This is a genomic window from Nevskia sp. (assembly GCF_051860985.1).
Classification (GTDB): Bacteria; Pseudomonadota; Gammaproteobacteria; order Nevskiales; family Nevskiaceae; genus Nevskia.
Genome location: NZ_JBIMKV010000017.1, coordinates 1 through 24,467, shown reverse-complemented (window position 1 = coordinate 24,467; position 24,467 = coordinate 1). Strand labels below are relative to the sequence as shown.

Annotated in this window: 20 protein-coding genes; 11 read left to right on the top strand and 9 right to left on the bottom strand. The window is 66.8% G+C overall.

Annotation, left to right across the window (positions count from 1 at the left end; translation table 11 throughout):
- The first annotated feature begins 33 nt into the window (after positions 1–33).
- Both ACTIGJ_RS15740 and ACTIGJ_RS15735 read left to right on the top strand, forming a co-directional pair.
- The gene (locus ACTIGJ_RS15740) at positions 34–507 is read left to right on the top strand and encodes a MarR family winged helix-turn-helix transcriptional regulator (protein ID WP_439641282.1); all 474 of its coding nucleotides are present in this window, start codon (positions 34–36) and stop codon (positions 505–507) included.
- 59 nt (positions 508–566) lie between these two features.
- Positions 567–2,096, top strand: a complete 1,530-nt coding sequence (locus ACTIGJ_RS15735) for a fumarate hydratase (RefSeq protein ID WP_439641334.1) — start codon at positions 567–569, stop codon at positions 2,094–2,096.
- 93 nt (positions 2,097–2,189) lie between these two features.
- Here the strand turns inward: ACTIGJ_RS15735 and ACTIGJ_RS15730 are convergent, their stop codons facing one another.
- From ACTIGJ_RS15730 to mrcB, 5 genes are all read right to left on the bottom strand, one after another.
- Entirely contained in the window at positions 2,190–3,977 is a 1,788-nt protein-coding gene (locus ACTIGJ_RS15730) for an acyl-CoA dehydrogenase C-terminal domain-containing protein (RefSeq protein WP_439641281.1), read from the bottom strand.
- A 185-nt stretch (positions 3,978–4,162) separates the two neighbouring features.
- Positions 4,163–4,870 (bottom strand): tRNA (adenosine(37)-N6)-threonylcarbamoyltransferase complex dimerization subunit type 1 TsaB, encoded by a 708-nt coding sequence (tsaB, locus tag ACTIGJ_RS15725; protein WP_439641280.1) that lies wholly within the window; start codon positions 4,868–4,870, stop codon positions 4,163–4,165.
- A 34-nt stretch (positions 4,871–4,904) separates the two neighbouring features.
- Positions 4,905–6,818, bottom strand: a complete 1,914-nt coding sequence (locus tag ACTIGJ_RS15720; protein WP_439641279.1) for an ATP-dependent DNA helicase — start codon at positions 6,816–6,818, stop codon at positions 4,905–4,907.
- Entirely contained in the window at positions 6,815–7,396 is a 582-nt protein-coding gene (locus ACTIGJ_RS15715) for a hypothetical protein (protein ID WP_439641278.1), read from the bottom strand. Before ACTIGJ_RS15715 ends, ACTIGJ_RS15720 begins: the two co-directional genes overlap by 4 nt.
- A gap of 17 nt (positions 7,397–7,413) precedes the next feature.
- Positions 7,414–9,714 (bottom strand): penicillin-binding protein 1B, encoded by a 2,301-nt coding sequence (gene mrcB / locus ACTIGJ_RS15710; protein WP_439641277.1) that lies wholly within the window; start codon positions 9,712–9,714, stop codon positions 7,414–7,416.
- Positions 9,715–10,004: 290 nt separating this feature from the next.
- Here mrcB and ACTIGJ_RS15705 point away from each other — a divergent pair, with 290 nt between their 5' ends.
- Entirely contained in the window at positions 10,005–10,742 is a 738-nt protein-coding gene (locus ACTIGJ_RS15705) for an enoyl-CoA hydratase (RefSeq protein ID WP_439641333.1), read from the top strand.
- Between the two features lie 20 nt (positions 10,743–10,762).
- Positions 10,763–11,428 carry a TetR/AcrR family transcriptional regulator gene (locus ACTIGJ_RS15700; RefSeq protein WP_439641276.1) on the top strand — a complete coding sequence of 222 codons (666 nt, stop codon included), beginning with the start codon at positions 10,763–10,765 and terminating at the stop codon, positions 11,426–11,428.
- Positions 11,429–11,476: 48 nt separating this feature from the next.
- Here the strand turns inward: ACTIGJ_RS15700 and ACTIGJ_RS15695 are convergent, their stop codons facing one another.
- Positions 11,477–12,661, bottom strand: a complete 1,185-nt coding sequence (locus ACTIGJ_RS15695) for a lipid-transfer protein (protein ID WP_439641275.1) — start codon at positions 12,659–12,661, stop codon at positions 11,477–11,479.
- 165 nt (positions 12,662–12,826) lie between these two features.
- On the opposite strand from ACTIGJ_RS15695, the gene ACTIGJ_RS15690 reads away from it, so the two are divergent.
- Entirely contained in the window at positions 12,827–13,855 is a 1,029-nt protein-coding gene (locus ACTIGJ_RS15690) for an AraC family transcriptional regulator (RefSeq protein WP_439641274.1), read from the top strand.
- A gap of 79 nt (positions 13,856–13,934) precedes the next feature.
- Here ACTIGJ_RS15690 and fadA read toward each other — a convergent pair whose 3' ends face one another.
- Together fadA and fadB are read right to left on the bottom strand one after the other, a co-directional pair.
- Positions 13,935–15,095 carry an acetyl-CoA C-acyltransferase FadA gene (fadA, locus tag ACTIGJ_RS15685; RefSeq protein WP_439641273.1) on the bottom strand — a complete coding sequence of 387 codons (1,161 nt, stop codon included), beginning with the start codon at positions 15,093–15,095 and terminating at the stop codon, positions 13,935–13,937.
- A 74-nt stretch (positions 15,096–15,169) separates the two neighbouring features.
- Positions 15,170–17,320 carry a fatty acid oxidation complex subunit alpha FadB gene (fadB, locus tag ACTIGJ_RS15680; RefSeq protein WP_439641272.1) on the bottom strand — a complete coding sequence of 717 codons (2,151 nt, stop codon included), beginning with the start codon at positions 17,318–17,320 and terminating at the stop codon, positions 15,170–15,172.
- Positions 17,321–17,575: 255 nt separating this feature from the next.
- Here fadB and ACTIGJ_RS15675 point away from each other — a divergent pair, with 255 nt between their 5' ends.
- From ACTIGJ_RS15675 to ACTIGJ_RS15650, 6 genes are all read left to right on the top strand, one after another.
- Positions 17,576–18,484: a phasin family protein gene (locus ACTIGJ_RS15675; protein ID WP_439641271.1), complete on the top strand. Its 909-nt coding sequence runs from the start codon at positions 17,576–17,578 to the stop codon at positions 18,482–18,484.
- 97 nt (positions 18,485–18,581) lie between these two features.
- A complete protein-coding gene (locus tag ACTIGJ_RS15670) occupies positions 18,582–19,511 on the top strand; it encodes a metalloregulator ArsR/SmtB family transcription factor (protein WP_439641270.1) in 930 nt (309 codons plus the stop codon).
- 285 nt (positions 19,512–19,796) lie between these two features.
- Positions 19,797–20,666 carry a hypothetical protein gene (locus ACTIGJ_RS15665; protein ID WP_439641269.1) on the top strand — a complete coding sequence of 290 codons (870 nt, stop codon included), beginning with the start codon at positions 19,797–19,799 and terminating at the stop codon, positions 20,664–20,666.
- Entirely contained in the window at positions 20,659–22,242 is a 1,584-nt protein-coding gene (locus tag ACTIGJ_RS15660; RefSeq protein WP_439641268.1) for a hypothetical protein, read from the top strand. The genes ACTIGJ_RS15665 and ACTIGJ_RS15660 overlap by 8 nt, the downstream gene beginning before the upstream one ends.
- Complete coding sequence (locus ACTIGJ_RS15655) at positions 22,239–23,633, top strand: hypothetical protein (RefSeq protein ID WP_439641267.1); 1,395 nt, start codon at positions 22,239–22,241, stop codon at positions 23,631–23,633. Before ACTIGJ_RS15660 ends, ACTIGJ_RS15655 begins: the two co-directional genes overlap by 4 nt.
- Before the next feature lie 213 nt (positions 23,634–23,846).
- Entirely contained in the window at positions 23,847–24,095 is a 249-nt protein-coding gene (locus ACTIGJ_RS15650; protein WP_439641266.1) for a hypothetical protein, read from the top strand.
- A 9-nt stretch (positions 24,096–24,104) separates the two neighbouring features.
- Here the strand turns inward: ACTIGJ_RS15650 and ACTIGJ_RS15645 are convergent, their stop codons facing one another.
- Positions 24,105–24,374, bottom strand: coding sequence for a hypothetical protein (locus tag ACTIGJ_RS15645; protein WP_439641265.1), 270 nt, complete (start codon positions 24,372–24,374; stop codon positions 24,105–24,107).
- Positions 24,375–24,467 lie beyond the last annotated feature (93 nt).

Sequence of the window (24,467 nt, the reverse complement as noted above, 5' to 3'; positions counted from 1 at the left end):
GCTAGCTAGCTAACTATTGGTTAGACTGCCGCCATGAACGACGTCCAGGAATTCGTGCTGCTGATGCGCACCGTGCCCCGCGACTGGCGGGCGGCGATCGACCGCCGGCTGGCGCCGCTCGGGCTGTCACAGGCCAAATGGCAGCCGCTGCTGTACCTGCTGCGCGCCGAGGAACCGCCGACCCAGGCCGACATTGCCCGCTTCCTGGAAGTGGAATCGCCGACCGTCGTGCGGCTGCTCGACCGGCTGGAAGCCGACGGCTGGATCCGCCGCAAGAACTGCCCCGGCGACCGCCGTGCACGGCGCATCCACCTGACCGATCGCGCCCGGGCGCTCGGCGACGACATCGAAGGCGCGGTGATGGACGTGCGCAGCCAGCTGCTCGGCTCGGTCACGCCGGACGAGATGGCGCGCTGCATCGACGTGCTGCGCCGGATCAGCGCCTGCGCCGCCGAGCTGAGCCACCAGGAGGCCGCCCCGACAGTGCAGCGGGACTCGGCCGGTTAAAATCGTCGTCCCTTCCGCCACGCCCCTGCGAAGCCATGACCGCCCCGAGCCCCGCCAACCTGACCGCCATCCGGCAGGACGACCTGATCCAGAGTGTTGCCGACGCGCTGCAGTACATCTCGTACTACCACCCGGTCGACTACATCCAGAATCTCGCGAGCGCTTACGAGCGTGAGGAATCGCCGGCAGCCAAGGACGCGATCGCCCAGATCCTGATCAATTCGCGGCTTTGCGCCGAGGGCCACCGGCCGATCTGCCAGGACACCGGCATCGTCACCGTGTTCCTGAAGATCGGCATGAACGTGACCTGGCCGGACGCGACGATGGGCGTCGAGGACATGTGCAACGAAGGCGTGCGCCGCGCCTACAACCATCCGGACAACAAGCTGCGTGCCTCGGTGCTCGCCGACCCGGCGTTTGGGCGCAAGAACACCAAGGACAACACGCCGGCGGTGATCAATGTCTCGATCGTGCCGGGCAACGAGGTCGAAGTGACGGTGGCCGCCAAGGGCGGCGGCTCGGAAGCGAAGTCGAAGTTCGCGATGCTGAATCCGTCCGACTCGATCGTCGACTGGGTGCTGAAGACGGTGCCGACGATGGGCGCCGGCTGGTGCCCGCCGGGCATGCTCGGCATCGGCATCGGCGGCACCGCTGAAAAGGCGATGCTGCTGGCCAAGGAATCGCTGATGGAGCCGATCGACATGCCGCAGCTGAAGGCGCGCAAGACGGCCGGCGAGACGCTGACGAAGCTTGAAGAGCTGCGCATCGAGCTGTTCGACAAGGTCAATGCGCTCGGTATCGGCGCCCAGGGCCTCGGCGGCCTGACCACTGTGCTCGACGTCAAGATCTTCGACTACCCGACGCACGCGGCGAACCTGCCGGTGGCGATCATCCCGAACTGCGCGGCGACCCGCCACGCCCATTTCGTGCTTGATGGCTCAGGCCCGGTGGCGCTCGATCCGCCGTCGCTTGAGGACTGGCCGAAGCTGACCTACTCGCCGGCCGGCGCCCGCCGCGTCAACCTCGACACCGTGACCCGCGAGGAAGTCGCCTCGTGGAAGCCGGGCGAAGTGATCCTGCTGAACGGCAAGCTGCTGACCGGCCGCGACGCCGCCCACAAGCGCATGACCGACATGCTGTCGAAGGGCGAGAAGCTGCCGGTCGACTTCACCAACCGCTTCATCTACTACGTCGGACCCGTAGACCCGGTGCGTGACGAAGTCGTCGGCCCGGCCGGCCCGACCACGGCGACGCGCATGGACAAGTTCACCCGCCAGATGCTCGAAACCACGGGCCTGCTCGGCATGGTGGGCAAGAGCGAGCGTGGCCAGATCGCGATCGACGCGATCAAGGACAACAAGGCCGTGTACCTGATGGCTGTCGGCGGCGCGGCGTATCTGGTTTCCAAGGCCATCAAGGCCTCCAAGGTCATGGCCTTCGAAGACCTGGGCATGGAAGCCATCTACGAATTCGAGGTCAAGGACATGCCGGTGACCGTCGCCGTCGATGCCGCCGGCACCTCGGTGCACGACACCGGCCCGAAGATCTGGAAGGCCAAGATCGCCGGTATTCCCGTCGTCACCGCGTAAATCGCAGGCAGCAAAAAGGCGGCGCTCGGGAATCTTCGAACGCCGCCTCGTTCAAGAAGCCGCCCGGATCGCCGGGCGGCTTTTTTGTGCCGCTTAGAACATCGCTTCCGCCAGTTCCATCAGCGGCGCCGCGCCGGCGCGGATCTGCTTCAGGTTGGTCGCCGTCTCCGGCAGCAGCTTCTGGTAGTAGAAGCGGGCGGTGATCAGCTTGGCCTTGTAGAAATCGTCCTGGCCCTGCTTCTCGAGCGCGATCTTGGCCATGCGGGCCCAGAAGTAGGCGTAGACGAAGTGGCCCATCAGATGCAGGTACGGCACCGAGGCCGCGCCCACTTCGTCCGGGTTCTTCATCGCCTTCTGGCCGATTTCCATCGTCACTTTCTGGACTTCCTGGCCCAGCTCAGCGAGCGGCTTGATGAACTCGGCCATCGCTTCGTTGCCAGCCTCGGCCTTGCACAGGTCGGTGACCAGCTTGCCGAACTTCATCAGCTTGGCGCCCATGTCGGACAGCACCTTGCGGCCGAGCAGATCGAGCGCCTGGATGCCGTTGGTGCCCTCGTAGATCATGTTGATGCGGGCATCACGGACGTACTGCTCCATGCCCCATTCCTTGACGTAGCCGTGGCCACCGAACACCTGCATGCCGTAGGTCGTCGACACCCAGCTCTGCTCGGTGATGAAGCCCTTGACCACCGGCGTCAGCAGCGCCATCAGGTCAGCCGCTTCCTTGCGGACTTTCTCGTCCGGGTGGAAGTGCTCCTTGTCGATCTGCAGGCCCGACCAGTACGCGAACGCGCGCGCACCTTCGACGTGCGCCTTCTGGGTCAGCAGCATGCGGCGCACGTCCGGGTGGACGATGATCGGATCGGCCGGCTTGTCCTTGGCCTTCGGGCCGGTCAGCGAACGCATCTGGATGCGGTCCTTCGCGTAGGCCAGCGAGTTCTGGTAGGCCACTTCGGCCAGACCCAGCGACTGCATGCCGACGCCGAGCCGCGCGCCGTTCATCATCACGAACATCGCGTTCAGGCCCTTGTTCGGCTCGCCGACCAGCCAGCCGGTGGCGCCGTCGAGGTTCATCACGCAGGTGGCGTTGCCGTGGATGCCCATCTTGTGCTCGAGCGAGCCGCACTTGATGCCGTTGCGGGCGCCCAGCGAGCCGTCGGCATTCGGGATGAACTTCGGCACGATGAACAGGCTGATGCCCTTGGTGCCGGCCGGCGCATCCGGCAGGCGCGCCAGCACGAGGTGGATGATGTTCTCGGCCAGGTCATGCTCGCCCGAAGAGATGAAGATCTTCTGGCCGCTGATCGCGTAAGAACCGTCAGCGTTCGGCTCGGCCTTCGAGCGCAGCATGCCGAGATCGGTGCCGCAGTGGGACTCGGTCAGGCACATGGTGCCGGTCCAGTGGCCGGACACCAGCTTCGGCAGGTAGGTCGCCTTCTGTTCCGGCGTGCCGTGGGCACGCAGCGCGGCGTAGGCGCCGTGGGTCAGGCCTGGGTACATGGTCCAGGCCTGGTTGGCCGAGTTCAGCATCTCGTACAGCACGTTGTTGACCACTTCCGGCAGGCCCTGGCCGCCGAATTCCGGGTCGCAGGCCAGCGCCGGCCAGCCGGCTTCGACATAGGCGGCATAGGCTTCCTTGAAGCCCTTCGGCGCGTTGACGACGCCGCTGGCCTTGTCGAGCGAGCAGCCTTCCTCGTCGCCGCTCTGGTTCAGCGGGAAGATGACTTCGCTGGCGAACTTGCCGGCTTCCTCGGTGATCGAGTTGATCGTGTCGGCATCGAGTTCGGCATGCTGCGGCATCGACTTCAGTTCCGCTTCGACGCCGAGCAGTTCATGAAGGACGAACTGCATGTCGCGCAGCGGTGCGTTGTACTGACCCATTGACGTGTCTCCGGTTGAAATGAAATCTGTTGCTGCACTGCTTCCATACGGAACAGTACGGCGAGCGACGCGGAGTATGCCAAGAGCCGATGGCATCGGCTAGTCCATGCGACGAAAGGTGAACAAATGTTGTCGATCAGCCGACGTACGGTCACGTACGGCGACGCGACAACCCGCGAAAAGCCCTAGCGGCGGCTGTCGCGGAGCGCCTGCTGCTCGATCTTGGTCAACGCCACGCGATTGCGCAGATAGGCCGGCACCAGGGTGCTCGCATCCTGGCCAAACCCGCACGCATGCGCCTCGGCGGCCATCGACAAGGCAGCCGCAGCATGCGGGTAGGCATCGGCATCCAGCTGCTGCGGGGCTTCCGGCAGCGCGCCGAGCAGCGCGTCGCGATGTACGCCCCAGCCGCTGCCGATGGCGACGAACGGCCCGCCGGCCGGCACCGCGACTGCCGCCGCCGGGCTGACGACCTCGCCCTGCACCGCCGTTGCCCGCCCATCGACCTGGCGATAGGCGCCGAAGTAGACCTCGTCCATGCGGGCATCGATGGCAGGCAGCGCGATGGCCTCGGGATTCGCGGCCAGCGCTGCCTGCGCCAGCATCGCCAGCGAGGTGACGCCGATCACCGGCCGATCGAGCCCGAGGCACAGCCCTTTCACATAGCTGACGCCGATCCGCACGCCGGCAAAGCTGCCCGGCCCGATGCCGCAGACCAGTCCGTCGAGCTGACGCAGCGACAGGCCGGCCTCGGCCATCAGCGCCGGCACCAGCAGCGGCAGCCGGGCGGCATGTTCGCGGGTTACCACGGCGTAGCGTTCGATGATCTCGCCGTCGAGCCAGAGCGCGGCGGACAACGCCTCGGTCGCCGTGTCGATTGCCAGAAGCTTCATGCGCCGGAATCCGTTGCCATCACGATTGCAGGGGTCAGGCCGTGGCCTGGAATTCTTCACGCAGCCAGGCGCAGGCCTCGGCCGGTTCCTTGAGCGCCGGGATCGGCGGCAGGCTGGCGACCACCTTGCGGCCGTAGCCCTTGCTGCGCAGCCGGGGATCGCAGAGCACCACCATGCCGCGGTCACTGCGGTCGCGGATCAGCCGGCCGACGCCCTGCCGCAGCGCGGTGATCGCGCGCGGCAGCTGCAGTTCGATGAACGGATTGCCGCCGCGCTCGCGGATCAGCTTGAGCCGCGCCTCGAACACCGGATCGCCGGGCTGGTTGAACGGCAGCTTGTCGATCGCCACCAGCCGCAGCGCCGCGCCCTTCACGTCGACGCCTTCCCAGAAGCTGGCGGTCGCCACCAGCACGCCGTTGCCGGCCTTGGCGAACTGTTCGATCAGCGCGCTCTTGCCGGCTTCGCCCTGCACGAACAGCGGGAACGGCAGCGCGGCGCGCAGGCGCTCGGCGATCCGGTCCATCGCCCGGTAGCTGGTGCACAGCACGAAGGCGCCGCCGCCACTGGCCTCGATCAGCGGCACCAGCGTGTCGGCAACGGCATCGGAATAGGCCGGATCATTCGGGTCCGGCAGGCCGCGCGGCACATGCAGGCGGGCCTGCTCGGCGTAGTCGAACGGGCTGTCCAGGCGCAGGGTCGCGGCGTCGTCAAGGCCGAGCGTGGCGGTGAAATGCTGGAAATCCGCGCCCGCCGCAAGCGTCGCCGAGGTGAACACCCAGGCTCCGGGATAGGCGGCCATGAAGCGCCGGAAGCCGTCGATCGGCTCGACCGGCGCAGCGTGCAGCGCCCCCCCCCGGCCGGCGCTTTCGGCCCAGCGCACCAGCCCCGGACCGGCGTCGCCGGCGATGTGATGGAAGGCAGCAGCCATCGTCGTCGCCCGGCCGGCGCAGTGCGCCAGGCCAGTGGATCGCTCGGCCACGGCCTGCAGCGTGTCGCGGCATTCATCGAGGGCCGTACGGGCTGCGCCGAGCGCCGAGGCCACGCCGGGGCGCTCGGCGAAATCGTCCAGCCCCAGCCGGCCAGCGCCGACCTCGTTGAACGGCCGCTCCAGCTCGATGGTGGCAAGCGCCAGCTGGTCGAGTGCCTCGGTCAGCCTCGGCATGTCGCGGAACGCCTGCACTTCGACGGCAATGTCGCGCGCCAGGTCCGACAGCTGCCGGGTCGACACCTTTTCGCCGAAGAACTGCGCCGCCAGTTCCGGCAGCTGGTGGGCTTCGTCGACGATCACCGCGTCAGCACCCGGCAGCACGCCGAAGCCTTCTTCCTTGAGCCGGAAATCGGCGAACAGCAGATGGTGATTGACCACCACCAGATCCGCCGCCTGCGCCGCGCGACGCGCCTTGACGACGTGGCATTCGGCGAAATCCGGGCATTTGCCGCCCAGGCAGTTGTCGGCGGTCGAGGTCACCAGCGGCAGCAGCTGGTCGTCGACGACGGTCGGCGGCAACTCGGACACCTCGCCGGAATCGGTGCGGATGGCCCAGTCATCGACGAAGCCGAGCTTGGTTCGCGACACCCGCGAGCGCGGATCCATCACTGCTTTACGCAGCCGGTAGATGCACAGGTAGTTGGCGCGGCCTTTCAGCAGGCTGACGCGGACCGGCAGGCCGAGGGCATCGCGGACCCTCGGCAGGTCGCGGAAGAACAGCTGGTCCTGGAGGTTCTTGGTGCCGGTCGACACCACCACGCGGCGACCGGAGGCCAGCGCCGGCACCAGGTAGGCGTAGGTCTTGCCGGTGCCGGTGCCGGCTTCGACGACCAGCCGGCTACGGTCGGCGATCGCGGCTTCCACCGCTTCCGCCATCGCCTGCTGCTGGCTGCGCGGCGCGAAGCCGGGCGAATGACGGGCGAACGGTCCCTGCGCGCCGAGCAGTTCGGCGGCGTTCACGGTGCGGAGGCAGCGATTCCCGGGCTCAGGTTCGCTGCGCGCGCCATCGCCGCTTCGGCGCCGGTGGTGTCGAGCAGCAGCCGGCGGGCACTGGCGATCAGCCGCCAGTTTTCCGCTTCCAGCCACAGGTTGCCGCGCGCGAGGCTGGTCGATTTCTGCGCCGAGCTTTCCGCCTGGCTGGCGTGCTGGAGGCTCAAATGGGTGCTGGCGATCTCGTGCCACAGGAACGCGTTGCGCGGTTCGATCCGCAGCGCCCGCTGCCACTGTCCGAGCGCTGCCTCGTGCTGGCCGGCTGCGCGTGATTGCTGGGCCTGCCGGGCCAGCGCCAGTACCGGCGCGGCGGCACCGGCGGCGGCCAGGGTCTTCGGATACTCGGCAGCGACTGGCGCCTTGGGCTCCGGTTCCGGCAGCAGCGGCGGCTGCACCGCAGGCGCCGGCTTGGCGGGGGACGCGGCGGCGGGCGGCGTCACCACTTCTCCAGTGGTTCTCGGCGCGGTGGTGGCCGGCGCGGTCGCGCAGCCGGCAACCGTCAGCAGCAGGACGCAGGCCGTCGCCAGGCGCGGTGGCCGGGCGTTCACGGCGAGTCGATGCAGATTCATCGAAAGATGTCTTTCAGCCAGTCCAGGGGCCCGGATTGTCCCGCATTCGCACAGTCGGCGTAGCGCGTCGGCAGCGCATCGGCCATGAACGGCATGATCATCGTGCCGCTGCAGCCTTCATCGGCCAGCAGGCCGGTCTGCGGGTCGATCACCGCGTCGACGACCTCCGCCGGCGCGGCCAGATCCAGGCCACGGGCGTTCAGATCGCGCATCAGCCGGCCCCAGATGCGCAGCGCCCCGGCAGCGCCATCGAGGCCGACCGGTTTGTTGTCGTCGCGGCCGACCCAGACCACCGCCACCCGATCACCGCCGAAACCGGCGAACCAGGAATCGCGGGCGTCGTCGGTGGTGCCGGTTTTGCCGGCGAAGGTCTGGCCGGCCGGCAGCACCGACACCGCCCAGCGCGCGGTGCCGAATTCGATGACCTTCTGCATCGCCCAGTTGGTCAGATAGACCGGGCCTTCGGGCAAGGTCTGCTTGAGCTGGAAGCTGTAGCGGGACAGCGGCTTGCCGTCCTTGGTCATGACTTCGCGGATCGCCAGCAGCGGCGTCAGATAGCCGTTGGCGGCCAAGGTCGAATAGACCTGTGCGACGTCGAGCGGCGACGCATTGATCGCGCCGAGGAACATCGACGGCAGCCGCGGCGGCCCCTGCAGGCCGGCGGCCTCGAGCATGTCGTGCACGCGGTCGACGCCGACATCGAGGCCCACCTTCACGGTGGGCAGGTTGTAGCTGCGGGCCAGCGCCGCATACAGCGGCACCGCGCCGTGCAACTTGTGATCGTAGTTCTTGGGCGCCCAGCGGCTGCCGTTCGGCATCCGCAGCTCGATCGGCTCGTCAACCACGATCGAAGCCAGGTTGTAGCGGCCGGGATCGGCCAGCGCGGCCAGGTAGACGAACGGCTTGGCCAGCGAACCGATCGGCCGCTGGGAGTCGAGCGCACGGTTGAAGCCCGGGAAGCGCACATTGCGGTCGCCGACCATGGCCAGTACTTCGCCGCCTTCGACGCTGGTGACCACGCCGGCCGCCTGCAGGGTGCCGGTCTTCAGCTGGCGGCTCTTTTCGAGGTCCGGCAGGTCGGCCACGATCCGCGCTTCCAGCCGCTCCTGCGCGCGCGGGTCCAGCGTGGTGAAGATGCGCAGCCCTTCCGAGCCGAGGTCTTCCTCGCGGTACAGGCCCTTGATCTGGCGGCGGACCAGATCGATGAACGCCGGATAGCGTTCGACGCCGCCGGCCTTGCCGTTCTGCACGCCGAGCGGCGACAGCGCCTCGACCTCGCGCTCGTCCTCGCGGATCAGGCCGCCGTCGGTCATCAGCTGCAGCACCAGGTCGCGCCGGTCGCGCACGCGGTCCGGGAAGCGGCGCGGGTTGTAGACCGTCGGTCCCTTGGCGATGCCGACCAGCAGCGCGATTTCCGCAGGCCGCAGTTCGTTCAGCGGCTTGTTGAAGTAGAACTGGCTGGCCAGACCGAAGCCGTGGATCGCGCGATTGCCATCCTGGCCGAGCCAGACCTCGTTGAGATAGGCCTCCAGGATGTCGTGCTTGGACACGTGGCGCTCCAGCAGGATCGCCATCAGCGCCTCGCGGATCTTGCGGGCGTAGCTCTGTTCGTTGGACAGGAACAGGTTCTTGATCAGCTGCTGGGTGATCGTCGAGCCGCCCTGCTTGCGCGCCCCGCCACGGAAGGCGTTGGTGACCGCCGCGCGCAGGATGCCCTTGAGGCTGACGCCGAAATGATCCTCGAAGCCGCGGTCCTCGACCTGGATCAGGGTGGCCGGCAGCAGCGGCGGCACTTCATCGAGCTTGACCAGCACCCGATCCTCGGCGCTGTGGCTCGGGTAGATGCTGCCGATCAGCATCGGGTCCAGGCGCAGCAGGTCGATCGAGCGGTCGCTGCCCATCGCCCGGATCGCGGTCAGGCCGCTGGCGTCGCCCTTGAAGGCGACCCGCTGTTCCTGCTGCTGGCTGTCCCAGAACGAGAACGCGCGGATGTCGACGCGCAGTTCGTCGACCGCCATCTGGTAAGTGCCTGGCCCGCTCAGCTCGTCACTGAGCCGGTAGCCGAGACGATCAAGCTCGCGCCGCAGGTCCGGAACGGTGATCGGGGCGCCGGGATACAGGTCCATCGGGGCGGCATAGACCTGCGCCGGCAGCACCCATTTGACGCCGGCGTAGCGAACCCGCACTTCCTTGTCGAGTTGCACCAGCCATAGCGCGAACGCGACGACACCGACACTGGCGGAGATGGCGAGGCCGATGAGCAGCCAGCGCAGGAGCGGGGATTGGATGCGAATCATGACGGCGGATGGTAGCGACTTTCGTCGCTTATCGCGGTGCAACATGGACCGTGCCGGACGCTTGCGAGCGGCAGCACGCCAGCTTGCTGCCGCAGGCCGTGATCCGCCGCTGTGCCTTCGCGGCGTCGTCGGCGCCCGCGGGGGGCGCCATTTCCGGTCATCTCGATTACCTGCTGACGAGGCCTGCAGCGTGCGGCATGATCGCCGCTCCCTACGATTTCTCGCTGCCGGAGTTGCCTGTGACCGATACGCAAGCCCCGCTGATCCTGACCGAGGTCAAGGATCGCGTGATGACCATCCGCCTGAACCGCGCCGACAAGAAGAACGCGCTGACCCAGGGCATGTACACGGCGATGGAACAGGCGGTTACCGAAGCCGCCGGTAACCCCGAGGTGCGCGTGGTGCTGTTCGTCGGCAGCGGTGGTTCGTTCTGCGCCGGCAACGATCTGCAGGACTTCCTGAAGCTCGACCACAACACGCCGCGCGAGCAGAACCCGGTGCTGCGCTTCATGCACGCGCTGGCCGGGCTGGCCAAGCCGGTGGTGGCCGCCGTGCAGGGCCCGGCGATCGGCATCGGCGCGACCATGTTGTTTCACTGCGACCTGGTCTACGCCGGCCAGAACGCCCGCTTCCAGTTCCCGTTCGTCAACATCGGCATCTGCGCCGAGTTCGCCTCGACCTACCTGCTGCCACGCATCGTCGGCCATGTGAAGGCGTCTGAACTGCTGCTGTTCGGCGAGCCGTTCACGGCCGCCGTTGCCGAAGCCAGCGGCATCGTCAACAGCGTCCACGCCGATGACGAGGTCGAAGCCCATGCGCTCGCCCGTGCGCTGAAGCTGGCCAGCCAGCCACCGAACGCGCTGCGCGTCAACAAGATGCTGCTCAAGCGCTGGCGGCAGGCGGAAGTCAGCGAGGCCATTCCGCTGGAAGCCGACCACTTCATTCCGATGCTCCGCCAGCCGGAAGCCATCGAGGCGATGACCGCCTTCATCGCCAAGCGCAAGCCGGATTTCTCGAAGTTCAACTGAGCACAACGGGCCGCCCGTCCATGTCCTCACTCCCCCGCGACAACAAGCGTGAGCACAACAAGCAGGCCAACCGCGCGACGCTGATCGAAGCGGCCCGAAGGTGTTTCATGCAAATGGGGTTCGACGCGGTGACGGTGCGCGACATCGTCCGCGAATCGGGACTGGCGCCGGGCACGTTCTACAACTACTTCCAGGACAAGGAATCCCTGTTCCGGGAAGTGCTGGACGTGCGGATGAGCGAGATCACCCGGCGCATGCACGACCTGCGCGCGCAGGCCACCAGCCTCGCCGACTTTCTCTACGGCGCCTTCCTGACCCTGTTCGAGAAGATCGTCGAGGAGCCGGGTTTCTTCGAGCTGATCCTGCGCAACGAATACGTAGTGCGCAGCCTGTTCAAGGAAACCGTGGTCGGCATCCCGATGCAGCAGCTGAAGGCCGACCTCAACGATGCGATGGCACGCGGCCTGTTCCCCGAGCTGGATGTCGACCTGATGGCTGCCTCGCTGTACGGCATGGCCTTCGAGATCGGCCGCGTGCTCTGCGAGCAGGGCGGCCGCAATGCCGAACAGGCGGCCCGTTTCGCGACCCGGATGCTGGTCGAAGGCATCCAGGCTTTCGGCCTCAGTGGCCCCCGGGCGGCGCTGGGCCGGGGCATTGCGCCCGGCATGACGGTGATCCAGACCTGAAGGCGGCTAGGCCGGCGCAGCGCGCCGGCCCAGCCGCATCAAGCCCGTTCAGACCCGCTCGTACAAGGTCACCACGCAGGCGCCGCCGAGGCCGAGGTTGTGCTGCAGTGCCAGCCGTGCGCCATCGACCTGGCGCTTGTCTGCCGTACCGCGCAGCTGCTGGACCAGCTCGGTGCACTGCGCAAGCCCGGTGGCCCCGAGCGGATGGCCCTTGCTGAGCAGGCCGCCGGACGGATTGGTGACCACCTTGCCGCCGTAGGTGTTGTCGCCGTCGACGACGAACTTTTCCGCACCGCCGACCGGGCACAGGCCCAGCGATTCGTAGCTGATCAGCTCGTTGTGGGCGAAGCAGTCGTGCAGTTCGACGACATCGACATCATCGGGACCGACGCCGGCCGCTTCGTAGACCTGCCTGGCAGCGGTCTGGGCCATCGTGAAGCCGACCACCTCGCGCATGTCGCCGGCGCCGAAAGTACGCGGGCCGTCGGTGGTCATCGCCTGCGCCTTGATCCGCACGCGCCGGTCGAGACCGTGGCGGCTGGCAAAGGCATCCGAGCAGATCACCGCAGCGGCCGCGCCGCAGGTCGGCGGGCAGGCCATCAGGCGGGTCATCACGCCCGGCCACATCACCGGCGCGTTCATCACGTCGTCCTCGCTGACCACGGTGCGGAACAGCGCCAGCGGATTGTTGGCGGCGTGACGGCTGGCCTTGGCGCGAATCTTCGCGAACGTCGACAGCGAGGTGCCGTACTGCTGCATGTGGGCCAGCCCGGCGCCACCGAAGTAGCGCAGCGCCAGCGGCACGTCGCTGGGACCGAGCAGGTCCAGCGTGGCCGCGTCGAAGCGATCGAACGGGCTCGGGCGGTCCTTGAACACCGAGCCGAGCGCGCCCGGGCTCATGTGCTCGAAACCGAGCGCCAGCACGCAGTCGGCGACGCCGCTGGCAACCGCTTGCCGGGCCAGGAACGGCGCGGTCGATCCGGTCGAGCAGTTGTTGTTGACGTTGATGACCGGAATGCCGGTCATGCCGACTTCGTACAGCGCGCACTGGCCGGCGGTGGAATCGCCGTAGACATAGCCGACGTAGGCCTGCTGCAGCAGCTCGAAGCCGATGCCGGCATCGGCCAGCGCCGCCCGCGTGGCCTTGGCCGCCATCTGCGGATACGGCTCGTTGGCACCCGGCTTGGTGAACGGGATCATGCCGACACCGGCAACCACGACATCACGACTCATGGCGAACTCCTGTCGAAAATCGAGAACGGAACGGGAACGGCAGCAGCCGGATGCTGCGGGATCAACGATCCGGCTGACCTGCCGCTGAATCGCCGATGATAGAAACTGCCGGGCCGACGGCACGACGGCACAGTGCATCGTTCACATGGCAAATCACCTCAACCGATGACGCAGGTCCGCGCGCCGGCCGATGCCGCGATCACCATCTCGATCGCCTTCGTGCACGGCATCCTCAGCGGCGTTCGCGCCCGCAACGAAGCGATTGACGATTTCCTGGCCGATGCCGGCATCGCCGCCGCGCTGCTCGAACAGCCGTCGGCGCGGGTCACGGCCGAGCAGTTCGTGGCGCTGTTCCGGTCGCTGACCGAGCGCCGCAATGACGATCTCCTCGGCTTCGTTTCCCGGCCGCTGCGGCGCGGCAGCATCGCGATGATCTTTCGCGCCGCCACCAGCGCCGCGACGCTCGGCATGGCGATGCGCCGGGCGGCGCATACCTTCGGCCTGCTGCAGGACGACGTGGCGCTGGTGCCACTGCACGACGGCCCGCTGTCCGGCTGGGCGCTGCGCTTCCGCGATCCCGGCGCCGGCCAGCTGCCGTTCTTCCACGAGCTGAGCCTGCGCGTGTTCTGGCGTCTGCTGGCCTGGCTGGCCGGCGGCCGTCTGCCGGCCGCGCGCTTCGATTTCGCCTTCGATGCGCCGGCCTACGCCGGCAGCTACGGCCCGGTGTTCACGGCGCCGCTGCGCTTCCGGCAGCCGCTGTCGGCGATGTGGTTCGAGGCCGCCGTGCTGAAGCAGCCGGTCCGCCGCGACGAAACGGCGCTGCGCGAATTCCTGCGCGACGCCCAGGGCCAGGTGATCGTGCCGCGTCACGGAGCCGACAGCGTGACCGGCCGCCTGCGCCAGCACCTGCAGCACGGCCAGCCGGCCTGGCCGGGGCTGGCGGCCTGCGCCGCTGCACTGCACATGTCGACCGCCACCCTGCAGCGGCGGCTGGCGCAAGAAGGCACGGCGTTCCAGCAGCTGAAGGACGAGCTGCGCCGTGATCTGGCGATCTCGCGGCTGCAGACCAGTGCGGTGCCGGTCAGCGCGCTGGCGATCGACTTGGGCTTTGCCGACAGCCCCGCTTTCCAGCGCGCCTTCAAGCGCTGGACCGGCAGTGCCCCGGGCCTGTACCGGCACCGCGGCAGCCGTTGAGCGCGCCTGTGCCGACCCGGGTGGCGCAAACGAGAAAGGCCGGGGATCACCCGGCCTTTCTCGTGTCAGCCCGTGCCGATCAGTGCAGGCGTTCGATGATCGTCGCCACGCCCTGACCCATGCCGATGCACATCGTCGCGAGGCCGTAGCGGCCCTGCTTCTCGTTCAGCACGTGCGCCAGCGCGCCGGTGATGCGGGCACCCGAGCAACCCAGCGGATGGCCGAGCGCGATCGCCCCGCCCTTCAGGTTCACGCGATCCATGCGGTCGAGGATCTTGAGTTCCGTCATCACCGCCAGCGCCTGGGCGGCGAAAGCTTCGTTGAGCTCGAAGTAGTCGATGTCGGCGAGGGTCAGGCCGGCGCGCTTCAGCGCCTTCAGCGTCGCCGGCACCGGGCCACGGCCCATCGTCGACGGGTCGCAGCCGGCCGAGGCGATCGACACGATGCGGGCCAACGGCTTCAGGCCCAGGGCCTTGGCCTTGTCGGCACTCATGACCAGCACCGCCGAGGCACCGTCGGAAATCGCCGAGCTGTTGCCGGCGGTCACCGAGCCCTTCGGATTGAACGCCGGCTTCAGCTTGCCGAGGTCTTCGATGTTGGCGTTGGCACGCACCACTTCGTCGAAATCGACCAGGATCGGCAGACCATCGGCATCATGGCCGGCGACCGGGATCATCTCGTTCTTGAAGCCGCCGCTCTTCAGCGCGGCCGCCGCCTTCTGGTGCGAGGCCAGCGCAAACTCGTCCTGCTTGGCGCGCGGCAGCTGGAACGCGGTGGCCAGCATTTCGGCAGTCAGGCCCATCATCGCCGCCGCCTTGGCGGTGGTCACCGACAGCTCCGGGTTGCCGTCGAAGTTGTAGTCCATCGGCACATGGCCCATGTGCTCGACGCCGCCGCAGATGAAGATGTCACCGGCACCGGCCTGGATGCTGCCGACGGCCGCATGGATCGCGGTCATCGACGAGCCGCACAGGCGGTTGACGGTCTGGCCCGACACTTCGATCGGCAGGCCGGCCAGCAAGCTCGCCTGGCGGGCGATGTTGAAGCCCTGCTCCTTGGTCTGCTGCACGCAGCCCCAGATCACGTCCTCGATTTCCTTCGGGTTCACTGACGGGTTGCGGCGCATGAGCGCCTTGATCAGCTCCGCCGACAGCGCTTCGGCGCGGACATTGCGGAACACACCGCCCTTCGAGCGGCCCATCGGGGTGCGGACGGCATCGACGATGACGACATCAGTCATTTCTGTTCTCCGTGTGTACGTCCTGTACAAGACCGCGCCATCCATGGCGCGGACAGTTCAATTGGGAAGGTCTCTTACAGCGGGTAATAGCGGCGGCCTTCGGCAGCCATGGCCTTCATCGTCGCGGTCGGCTCGTACAACTTGCCCAGGCTCGCGTACTTGGCGCACTTCTCGACGAGGTTGGCGAGGCCGATGGCATCGGCATACTTCAAGGCACCGCCGAGATGCGGCGGGAAGCCCACACCCATGATCAGGCCCATGTCGGCCTCGTTGGCGGTGTCGACGATCTTCTCTTCAAGGCAGCGGGCGGTCTCGATGATCATCGGGATCATCAGGCGCTCCATGATTTCCTCATCCGAGTAGTCCTTGGTGCCGTTCGGCTGCACTTCGGCGATCAGCGCGTAGGTATCCGGCGTCACGACCTTCTTCGGCTTGCCCTTCGGATCGGTCTCGTACTTGTAAAAGCCGATGCCGTTCTTCTGGCCGTAGCGCTTGGCGTCGTACATCACGTCGAGCGCGGTGCGGAACTCGCGACCCATGCGGTCCGGATAGCCTTCGGCCAACACGTCACCGACGTGGTGGCTGGTGTCGATGCCGACCACGTCCTGCAGGTAGCTCGGGCCCATCGGCCAGCCGAAGCTTTCGGCCGCTTTGTCGATCTTCTGGTAGTCCGCGCCGTCGCGCAGCAGCAGGCTCCAGCCGCCGAAGTACGGGAACAGGATGCGGTTGACCAGGAAGCCCGGGCAGTTGTTGACCACGATCGGCGTCTTGCCCATCGCCGAGGCGTAGGCGACGATCGTCGCGACCGCCTCCGGCGAGGTCTTGGCGCCCTTGATGACCTCGACCAGCGGCATCTTGTGCACCGGGTTGAAGAAGTGCATGCCGAGGAAGTTCTCGGGGCGCTTCAGGCCGTCGGCGAGCAGATCGATCGAGATCGACGAGGTGTTCGAGGCGATCACCGCATCGTCGCGCACGGCGGCCTCGACGTCGGCCAGCACCATCTTCTTGACCTTCGGGTTCTCGGTGACCGCTTCGACGACCACGTCCACGCCCTTGAAATCGCCGTAGTTCAGCGTCGGGCGGATCGAGGCCAGCACGGCGCCAGCCTTTTCCGGCGTCAGCTTCTTGCGGCCGACCTGCGCCGACAGCAGCTTGTTCGCTTCACCCATGCCCAGCGCCAGCGCCGGATCGGCGATGTCTTTCAGCACCACCGGCGTGCCCTTGACCGCGCTCTGGTAGGCGATGCCGCCGCCCATGATGCCGGCGCCGAGCACCGCGCCCTGCTTCACCTTGCGGGCGATCTTGGCGTAAGCCTTGCCCTTCTTCTTCAGCAGCTGATCGTTCAGGAACAACCCAATGAGCGAGTCGGCAGCCTGGGTCTTGGCCAGCTTGGCGAATGCGGCGGCCTCGATCAGGATGGCGTCGTCGCGAGTCTTGCCGGCGGCCTTCTGGATCGCGGTCACGGCAGCGACCGGCGCCGGGAAATGCTTGCCGGCCTTGCCGGCGATGAAGCCCTTGGCGGTCTCGAAGACCATCGCCGATTCGATCGGGCCGAGCTTGAGCTTGCCCTTCTTCTGCTCGCGGCGAGCCTTCCAGTCGAAGGCGCCGTTCTGGGCCAGCGCCAGCAGCTTCAGCGCTGCGTCACGCACCTTCTCCGGCGGCACCACGGCATCGACAGCCTTGATCGGCAGCGCGGCTTCCGGCTTCTTCTGGTCGCCGCTTGCGATCCATTCGATGGCGTTGTCGGCACCGCACAGGCGGGCGAAACGCACGGTGCCGGCGAAGCCCGGAATGATGCCGAGCTTCACTTCCGGGAAGCCGATCGCGGCCTTGGCGGAGATCACCCGGTAGTCGGTCGACAGCGCCATCTCGAAGCCGCCGCCGAGCGCGATGCCATTGATCGCGGTGACGGTCGGGAACGGCAGGTCCTCGATGGTCGAAAAGATCTTGTTGGTTTCCACCGCCCACTTGGCGATCTCCTCTTCCGGCAGCTGGAAGCTCTTGCCGAATTCGGTGATGTCGGCGCCGACGATGAACACGTCCTTGCCGCTGGTGACGATCAGGCCCTTGAGCGTGGTGTCGGCGGCGAGCAGCGCACCGGCGGCCTTCAGTTCGCCGAGCGTGGCGGCATCGAACTTGTTGACCGACTCGTTCTTGCGGTCGAACTTCAGCTCGGCGATGTCACCGTCGAGCCGCGTGACCTGGAGCGAATTGCCTTCAAACATGGGGCGTGAGTCCTCGTGGGGTTGTCCGTGGCAGGCCGCAGGACGCGCCAAACGCGCCATGCGGTGCCGTATGGACTGCGATTATACGCAGGTTCCGCGACAGGAATTTCATCGGCCACCCCAGCCGCGCATCGGCGCAAACAGCCGGCAAGCTGCAAATATCGGCCGATAACTCCCTGTTTCGACCGAGTTTTGACGCTTTCGAGAAGCCCCCCCTAGAATCCGGCATCGTTCACCGCACGGGGGAATCGCGACATGGCCGGAAAGAAGACGTTCAGCAAGCCGATCAATGACCTGCTGCAGCTGGCAAGGCAGTCCCTCGATACCCTCGGCAACGCCAACCAGATCGTCTACGGCGGCGTGCAGAAGCTGGCGGATGCCGAGCTCAAGGCGCTGAACGACTATTACAAGGCGGCCGTGACGTCGCTGAAACGCGCCCGTGGCGAGAAGGACCTGAAGTCCACCGCCCAGAAGCAGGCTGATTTGCTGCAGGAAGCGGTCAACAAGCTGATCGGCAATGCCCGCGCCTCGCTGAGCGTCGTCGCCGATGCCCGCGGCGAGCTGGCCAAGCTGGTCAAGGGCAGCGCCGAAGGTGCGCAGGTGTCGGTCGCCAAGCTGGAAAAGGCCATCGCGCCAGCCCAGAAAGCGCTGGAGAAGGTCAAGGCGGAAGCCAGGAAGGCCGGCGCCAAGGCCAGCGAGACCGTGAAGGCCGCAAAAAAGGACATCAAGACCGAGGTGGTCAAGGCCGAGAAATCGTTGAAGGCCGACGTCAAGGCGGTCAAGAAGGACGTCAAGGCCGAAGCGAAGAAGATCGAAAAAGTCGTCAAGGCGGAAGTTAAGGCGGTCAAGAAGACCGCGAAGGCGGTCGAGAAGAAGGTCGTCAAGGCAGCGAAGTCGGTCGAGAAGACCGTTGAATCCGCTGCCAAGACCACGGTGGCCGAAGCCAAGAAGGTCGTGGCCCGCGCAGTCCCGACGCCATCGCCGAATTCGCGCGCCAGCCGCGCCACCAGCGCCGCCAAGAAGGTCGTCACCCAGGCCGCCGCCACGGTCAGCGAAACCGCCAGCGCCGCGGTCGGCGCCGCCAAGGCCAAGGTCGACGAGGCATCGGCAGCGGTCAGCGCAGCCGTCAACAGCGCGGTCGATGCCGTGAAGTCGCAGGGCTGACAGCGCCGGCCCGCGCCGCTTCCCAGCAAGCCTGCCGACAGGCCGTCGGCAGGCTTTTTCATTGCCCGCACGCCAGCACCTGGAGCCTGACCGCCGCATGAAACTCAGCATCGCGCAAAGCACCGAGCTGTGGCGTCTGCTGGCCGACGCCAGCCGGCTGCGCCTGCTGCTGCTGCTGGAAGCGCACCAGCTGTCGGTAGCGGAACTGACCGAGATCACCGGTCTTGCTCAGAGCCGCGTCTCCACCCATCTGGCCAAGCTCAAGCGGGCGGGTCTGGTGCAGACCAGCCGCAACGGCAGTGGCGCGCAGTACAGCCTGAGTCCGGATCGCGGCCGGGCCGCCGAACTGTGGACGGTGATGCGCGAACGCCTCGATGATCCCCAGGCGCGCGTCGATCGTGAGCGCGCCAGTGAAGTGGTGCGCGTACGCAAGCACGGCCAGACCTGGGCGGAATCGGTCGCCGGCCGCATGGAATTGCACTACTCGCCGGGCCGTACCTGGGAAGCCACGGCGCGCGCGCTGATCGGCCTGCTCGATCTCGGCGACGTGCTCGACATCGCCTCCGGCGACGGGGTGATGGCCGAACTGATCGCCGAGCGGTCCACCAGCGTCGCCTGCGTCGACATCAGCACCAAGGTGCTGGCGGCCGCGCGCAAGCGCATCGGCACGCTCGCCAACGTCGCCTTCACGCAGGCCGACATGGACAGCCTGCCGTTTCACGACGCGAGCTTCGATCACGTGTTCCTGATGCACGCGCTGAGCTACGCGCGGCAGCCGCAACGGGTGCTGGCCGAGGCCCGACGCTGCCTGCGCCCGGGCGGGCGTCTGGTCGTCGCCACGCTCGGCGCTCACCGCCATGAAGCGGCAATGCAGGCCTACGATCACGTCAATCTCGGCACCACGGCGGAAACCCTCGACAGCTGGCTGCGCGGCGCCGGTTTCATCGTCGAGTCCTGCCGGATCACCTCGCGTGATCCAAGGCCACCCTACTTCGAAGTGGTGACCGCCCTTGCCCGCGCACGCTGATCCAGACACGGCGCTGCTGTCATCGCGCGCAGAATGACAGACACAAAAAACCCGGCGCCGGGCCGGGTTCCTGATACTGCCGATGAAGCGGACTGCTACCGCCAGAAGATGGCTCCCCGAGCTTGCCGACCTTAGAACCCGGAAGTTGATGCTGGTGCTTCCTGTGGATCTGAGGCGGGTGACGTGACGGATAGGTCGAGCGAACTACATTTCCATTGCAGGGCCTGCGGACTTCGGTTCGAGGCTTTGCCGACCCGGACCGAGCCCCGGCCGGAGCGGGAGTTCTTGCCGACCGCCTATTTTTCCGGCTGCCGCAGCTGCGGTGCCGAGGCCGAACAGGTGGCCTGGGAAGTGAACCTGGCGAAGGCCTGGGGGAATGCGACCGGGCCGAAGACCGAGGCCGGCAAGGCGGCTTCGGCGGCGAACCTGAAGGGCCACCCGACGCCGGAGGAGGCCAAGATCACGCGCTTCAACGCGATGAAACACGGTGTCTTCGCCGAGACCGCGCAGTACTTCCCCGCCCGGCCCGGCCAGTACCCGCATTGCGAGACCTGCGAGCACTTCAACAACGGCTGCAATCCGTACCCGGTGCGGGGCCACAAGAACCCGCCGGCGTGCCTGAAGCGCACCGAGCTGTTCATGGACTTCACGATCGCGTTCGAGACGCGCGATCCGAAGATGCTCAACCGGTACCAGGCGCGTCTGCAGGCGCTGGTCTGGCAGCTGACGAACGACATGATCCTGACGATCATCAAGGACGGCGTCAGTCTGCGGACGCCGGAGTGGGCATTCGACAAGGAAGGCACGCTCCGCATTGCCAGCTACATCGATGAGAGCGGCGATTCGCGGACGATCCAGAAAGTCGAGGCGCACCCGCTGCTGAAGCTGATCATCGAGTACATGAACCGGAACGGCATGACGCTGCCCGATTCCGGCATGACGATGAAGATCAAGGACGAACAGGAGACCGTCTCCGGCTTCCTGGAACAGGACAAGAAGGCGATCGACGGGGCCAGCGACTTCCGGGAGCGACAGACCGCCGCGCTGGAGAAGCTGGGCTCGCTGATCGAGCGCTCGCGCCAGCGCGCGTCGCGCGATCCGGTGCTGCTGGAGCACCAGGCATTGGAAAAGCAGGACGGCAGCGCCAGTGACTGAGCGCGTCAGCCCCGCCCAGCGGATCCGCGCGCAGAACATCGCCGAGCGGGAGGTGATGCGCTACGCCGACGACCATTCGGCCTGGCACAAGCACGTGCACAACGTTGAGTTGGACACGATGCAGATCCTGAAGTGCGAGCTGATGGATCAGCACCCGTCGACCGTGGACTTCAGCTGTCGCCGTACCGGCAAGACCGCGACGAAAGAGCTGTGGGACCTGAAGTATCTGGCGACCAACGCGGACCAGGAGCTGGGCGTGGTGGCGCCGCGTGAGGCGCAGGCGCAGGTGAACCTTCGCTACCACCTTGATGCGGTCCGGCGATCGCCGATCCTCGACGCCTGGCTGATGTACGACCGCGGCCGAAAGCAGTTCGCCGATACCCGGTACCAGTTCAGCAACCGCAGCGTGGCGGCGAGCTACGGGATCATGAGCCAGGTCGACGGCGGCGACTTGACCGTGGCCAGCCTCGAGGAGGTCGACGACATGCCGGCCGACCGGCTGTATTCGCGCTTCCTGCTGATGCTGGGCTCCAGCCGCCGCCTCGGCGCCAGTACCGAATCGGTCAACCAGCCGATCATCCGGATCACCGGGGTCTACAAGGGCGCGGACACGCTGGCCAACATGGTGGCCAGCGGCAAGTACTTCGCGCTGCCGACCGTGGACGTGCATCTGGCGATCGAGATGGGCATCGTCAACGCCGCGTTCATGGAGGAGATGCGGGACAGCCTGCCGTCCCACGAGTACATCCGGCAGCTGCTGTGCCGGAACGTGGCCGGCAAGAACCTGATCTGGGAGGCCTGGGTGCGGGCGGCGATCCAGCTCGCCATCCGCGCCAAGATCGGGATCGAGGAGCCGATCCCGGGCGGCACGTACCGCAAGCGCGGAATGCTGGCCTTCGGCTACGACCACCTGGGCCACGGCGAGGACCCGACCAGCTCGCGGTCCGCGCTGGTGGTGCTGGAGCAGATCGGCGCGTTCGAGGTGCCGATCTACGTGAAGACCTGGCCTTCGACCGCCGACGAGACCGGCGTGAAGAACGACCTGGTGAGCTTCTGGCGTTACTTCCGCCCGGACTACGCGATGGGCGACGCCTACGGCATCGGCATGCTGACCGCGCTGAACGATGACCTGTTCGCGCAGGGCCTGACGACGGTGGACCGCCGCGACATCGGCGGCGGCGAAAGCAGCGCCACGACCTGGAGCGAGTGGGCCTTTGCGCCGATCCGCTTCGAGGGCATGACCAAGCACACGATGGCGCAGCAGGTACGCGCCACTTTCCAGAACCGCCGCGTGGCGGTGCCGTACACCGACGACCTGCCGGCGGAAGACCAGGCCGGCACCGACATGCGCGAGCTGCAGCGGCAGCTGCCGAACATCGTGGCCAGCGCCACCAGCAAGGCGTTCTCCAGCTACACGCGGCAGGAAAAGAAGATCGGCGACGACGTGTTCGACGCCTACTGCGCGGCCAGCCACGCGCTGAATACCCGAGGCACCGGCCAGGTGCACACCCTGATCCTCACCCGGCAGCAGTCCGAGAGCGACCTGCTGGGGTCCACTGTGGAGATTGCACGATGAGCCTCCTCGATCGCCTGATGACGTTCGTCCGTCCGACGCCGGCGGCGCTGCCGACCGTGAAGACGCCCACCATCGGCAACCTGCTGCCCGGCGAATCGCCGCCGAACACCTCCGAGGCCGGCTTCCGGACCACGCCCGAGGAGCAGCTGGAGCTGCTGTATCTGCGCATGGAGCCGAGCTTCATGCTGCGCAGCACGATCCTCGAAATCCGGGACATGGATCAGCGCGACCCGCGCGTGAAGAAGATCCACGAACGCACCGCCCGGGCCGCGTGCAAGGGCGGCCTGATGCTCAAGTGCAGCCCGCAGGCCGAGACCCTGCGGCGTATCTGGTACAGCTACCACCGGCGCTTGGCGCTGCACCGCCGCGAGAAGCTGGAAAGCGACATGCGCGGCGCGCTGATGGAAGGCAATCTGCCGATCCAGTGGGTCATCGACACCGACGCGCGCCGCGTGATCAGCGGCGTGCGCATGCCGACCGAAACCATCAAGCCGCTGGTGGGCGGCAACGGCCAGTTCCTTGACCCGGCAGCGGCCTACCAGCAGTGGGACTGGCTGCGCGGTGTGGCGATGGCCAAGTTCCCGCTGTGGCAGCTCAACCTGGTACGCATCCGCCCGGACAACTACGACAACTGGGGATCGTTCGGCCGGCCTTACCTCGATGCCACGCGCACTGCCTGGCGCCAGCTGGTGATGACCGAGCGTGATCTGGTGGTGCGCCGGCACACCCGAGCGCCACAGCGGCAGGTGCACGTGCTGGAAGGCGCCACCACGGCCGAGCTACAGACCTACGAGCAGAACCACAAGGCCAAGCAGGGTCTGGTGACCACCGACTACTACCTGAACCGCAAGGGTGGCGTCACCGCGCTGGCCGGCGATGCCAACCTCGACCAGATTGCCGACGTGGCGCACCTGCTGGACACCTTCTTCAGCGGCGCGCCGGCGCCGAAGGCCCTGTTCGGCTACACCGGCGACGTCGCCCGCGACGTGCTGGCCGACCTGAAGCAGGACTATTTCGACGAACTCGATGCGCTGCAGGACAACGTGAGTTTCGTCTACGAACTGGGCTTCCGGCTGGAGCTGCTGCTGCACGGCATCAACCCCGACGCGGAGGAGTTCAGCGTGCAATTCGCCGAGCGCAAGACCGACACCCCGAATCAGCGCGCCGATCTGGCCCTCAAGCACCAGGCGCTGGGCGTGCCCCGCCCGCTGGTGTGGACTGCGGCCGGGCTTGATCCGGCCGAAGTGCAGAAGTACGTCGACGCCGAGGGCGAGGACTACAACCCGTATCCCGGCGCCGCCGGCGGCCGCGGGCTGCCGCAGCCGCGGGTGTCCATTACGCCGGGGAATCGGCCGAAGGGCGAGAGTGCCACCAGTGTCACGAATACATAGAAGGGGCTGAGCGTGTCCATGCACACGTCACGAAGTCATGAGGGCCGGGAAGTTGCTGCGCGAGGCGTCCGGCCAGCTGCGGAAGTCCGACTCCGCTCGCGCCGTGAGCCCCGTACGACGACGGCCGCCGATACCCCTAAAGGCGGAGGAAGACAGCAGGCGGCAGTGGGGAGATTGGCTGCCGCCGATACTCGGATCTCGCCTACGCAGGCCATGCGTCGGCATCTGGAGCTGGAAGGCACTGCCACCGCGTCTGTGCTGGCGGAGGTGGCTCAGATCCCATCCGGCCGGGTCAGCGCCTTGCTGAAGGGCGATCTTGAGTCCGGCCGGGTGGAGTTCATCGAAGGCTACGACGGGGAGAAGCGGACTTACCGATGGAATGAACGGCCACTACTTACGCAGGCGCTGCGCCGGGCGATCAAGCGGCTGGAAGAGATGGGCTATGTGGTGATCGCGCCGTAGCTGATGCAGTTAGAGGCCTCGCGCAGCCTTGGGAAGAACAAACCCATGCATTTCTTCAGTTAGAACGAAGCGAATATCTTCAAACGACATCCCTTTCACCTGAGAGGGTGGCCATGAAAATTTGTGGACAAGATAGAAGTAAACAGCGTCCATTCCCTTCAAACCCTTGTAGCCCTCCCTGGCCGCAAGTTGGTCGCCGAAAACATCGAGGCAAAAAACCAACGCCCCTTCGGCTTCCCGAAGACCCTTCATCACCTTAAATCTCTCTTTCTCACTCATTGAATAGCTCCCTTGGCCTAAGGATTCTCTGATTAACCCCCCTTGTTTGGTAAAATTTGGATATCGGAAACAGCAAGGGAATCAACGCCATGA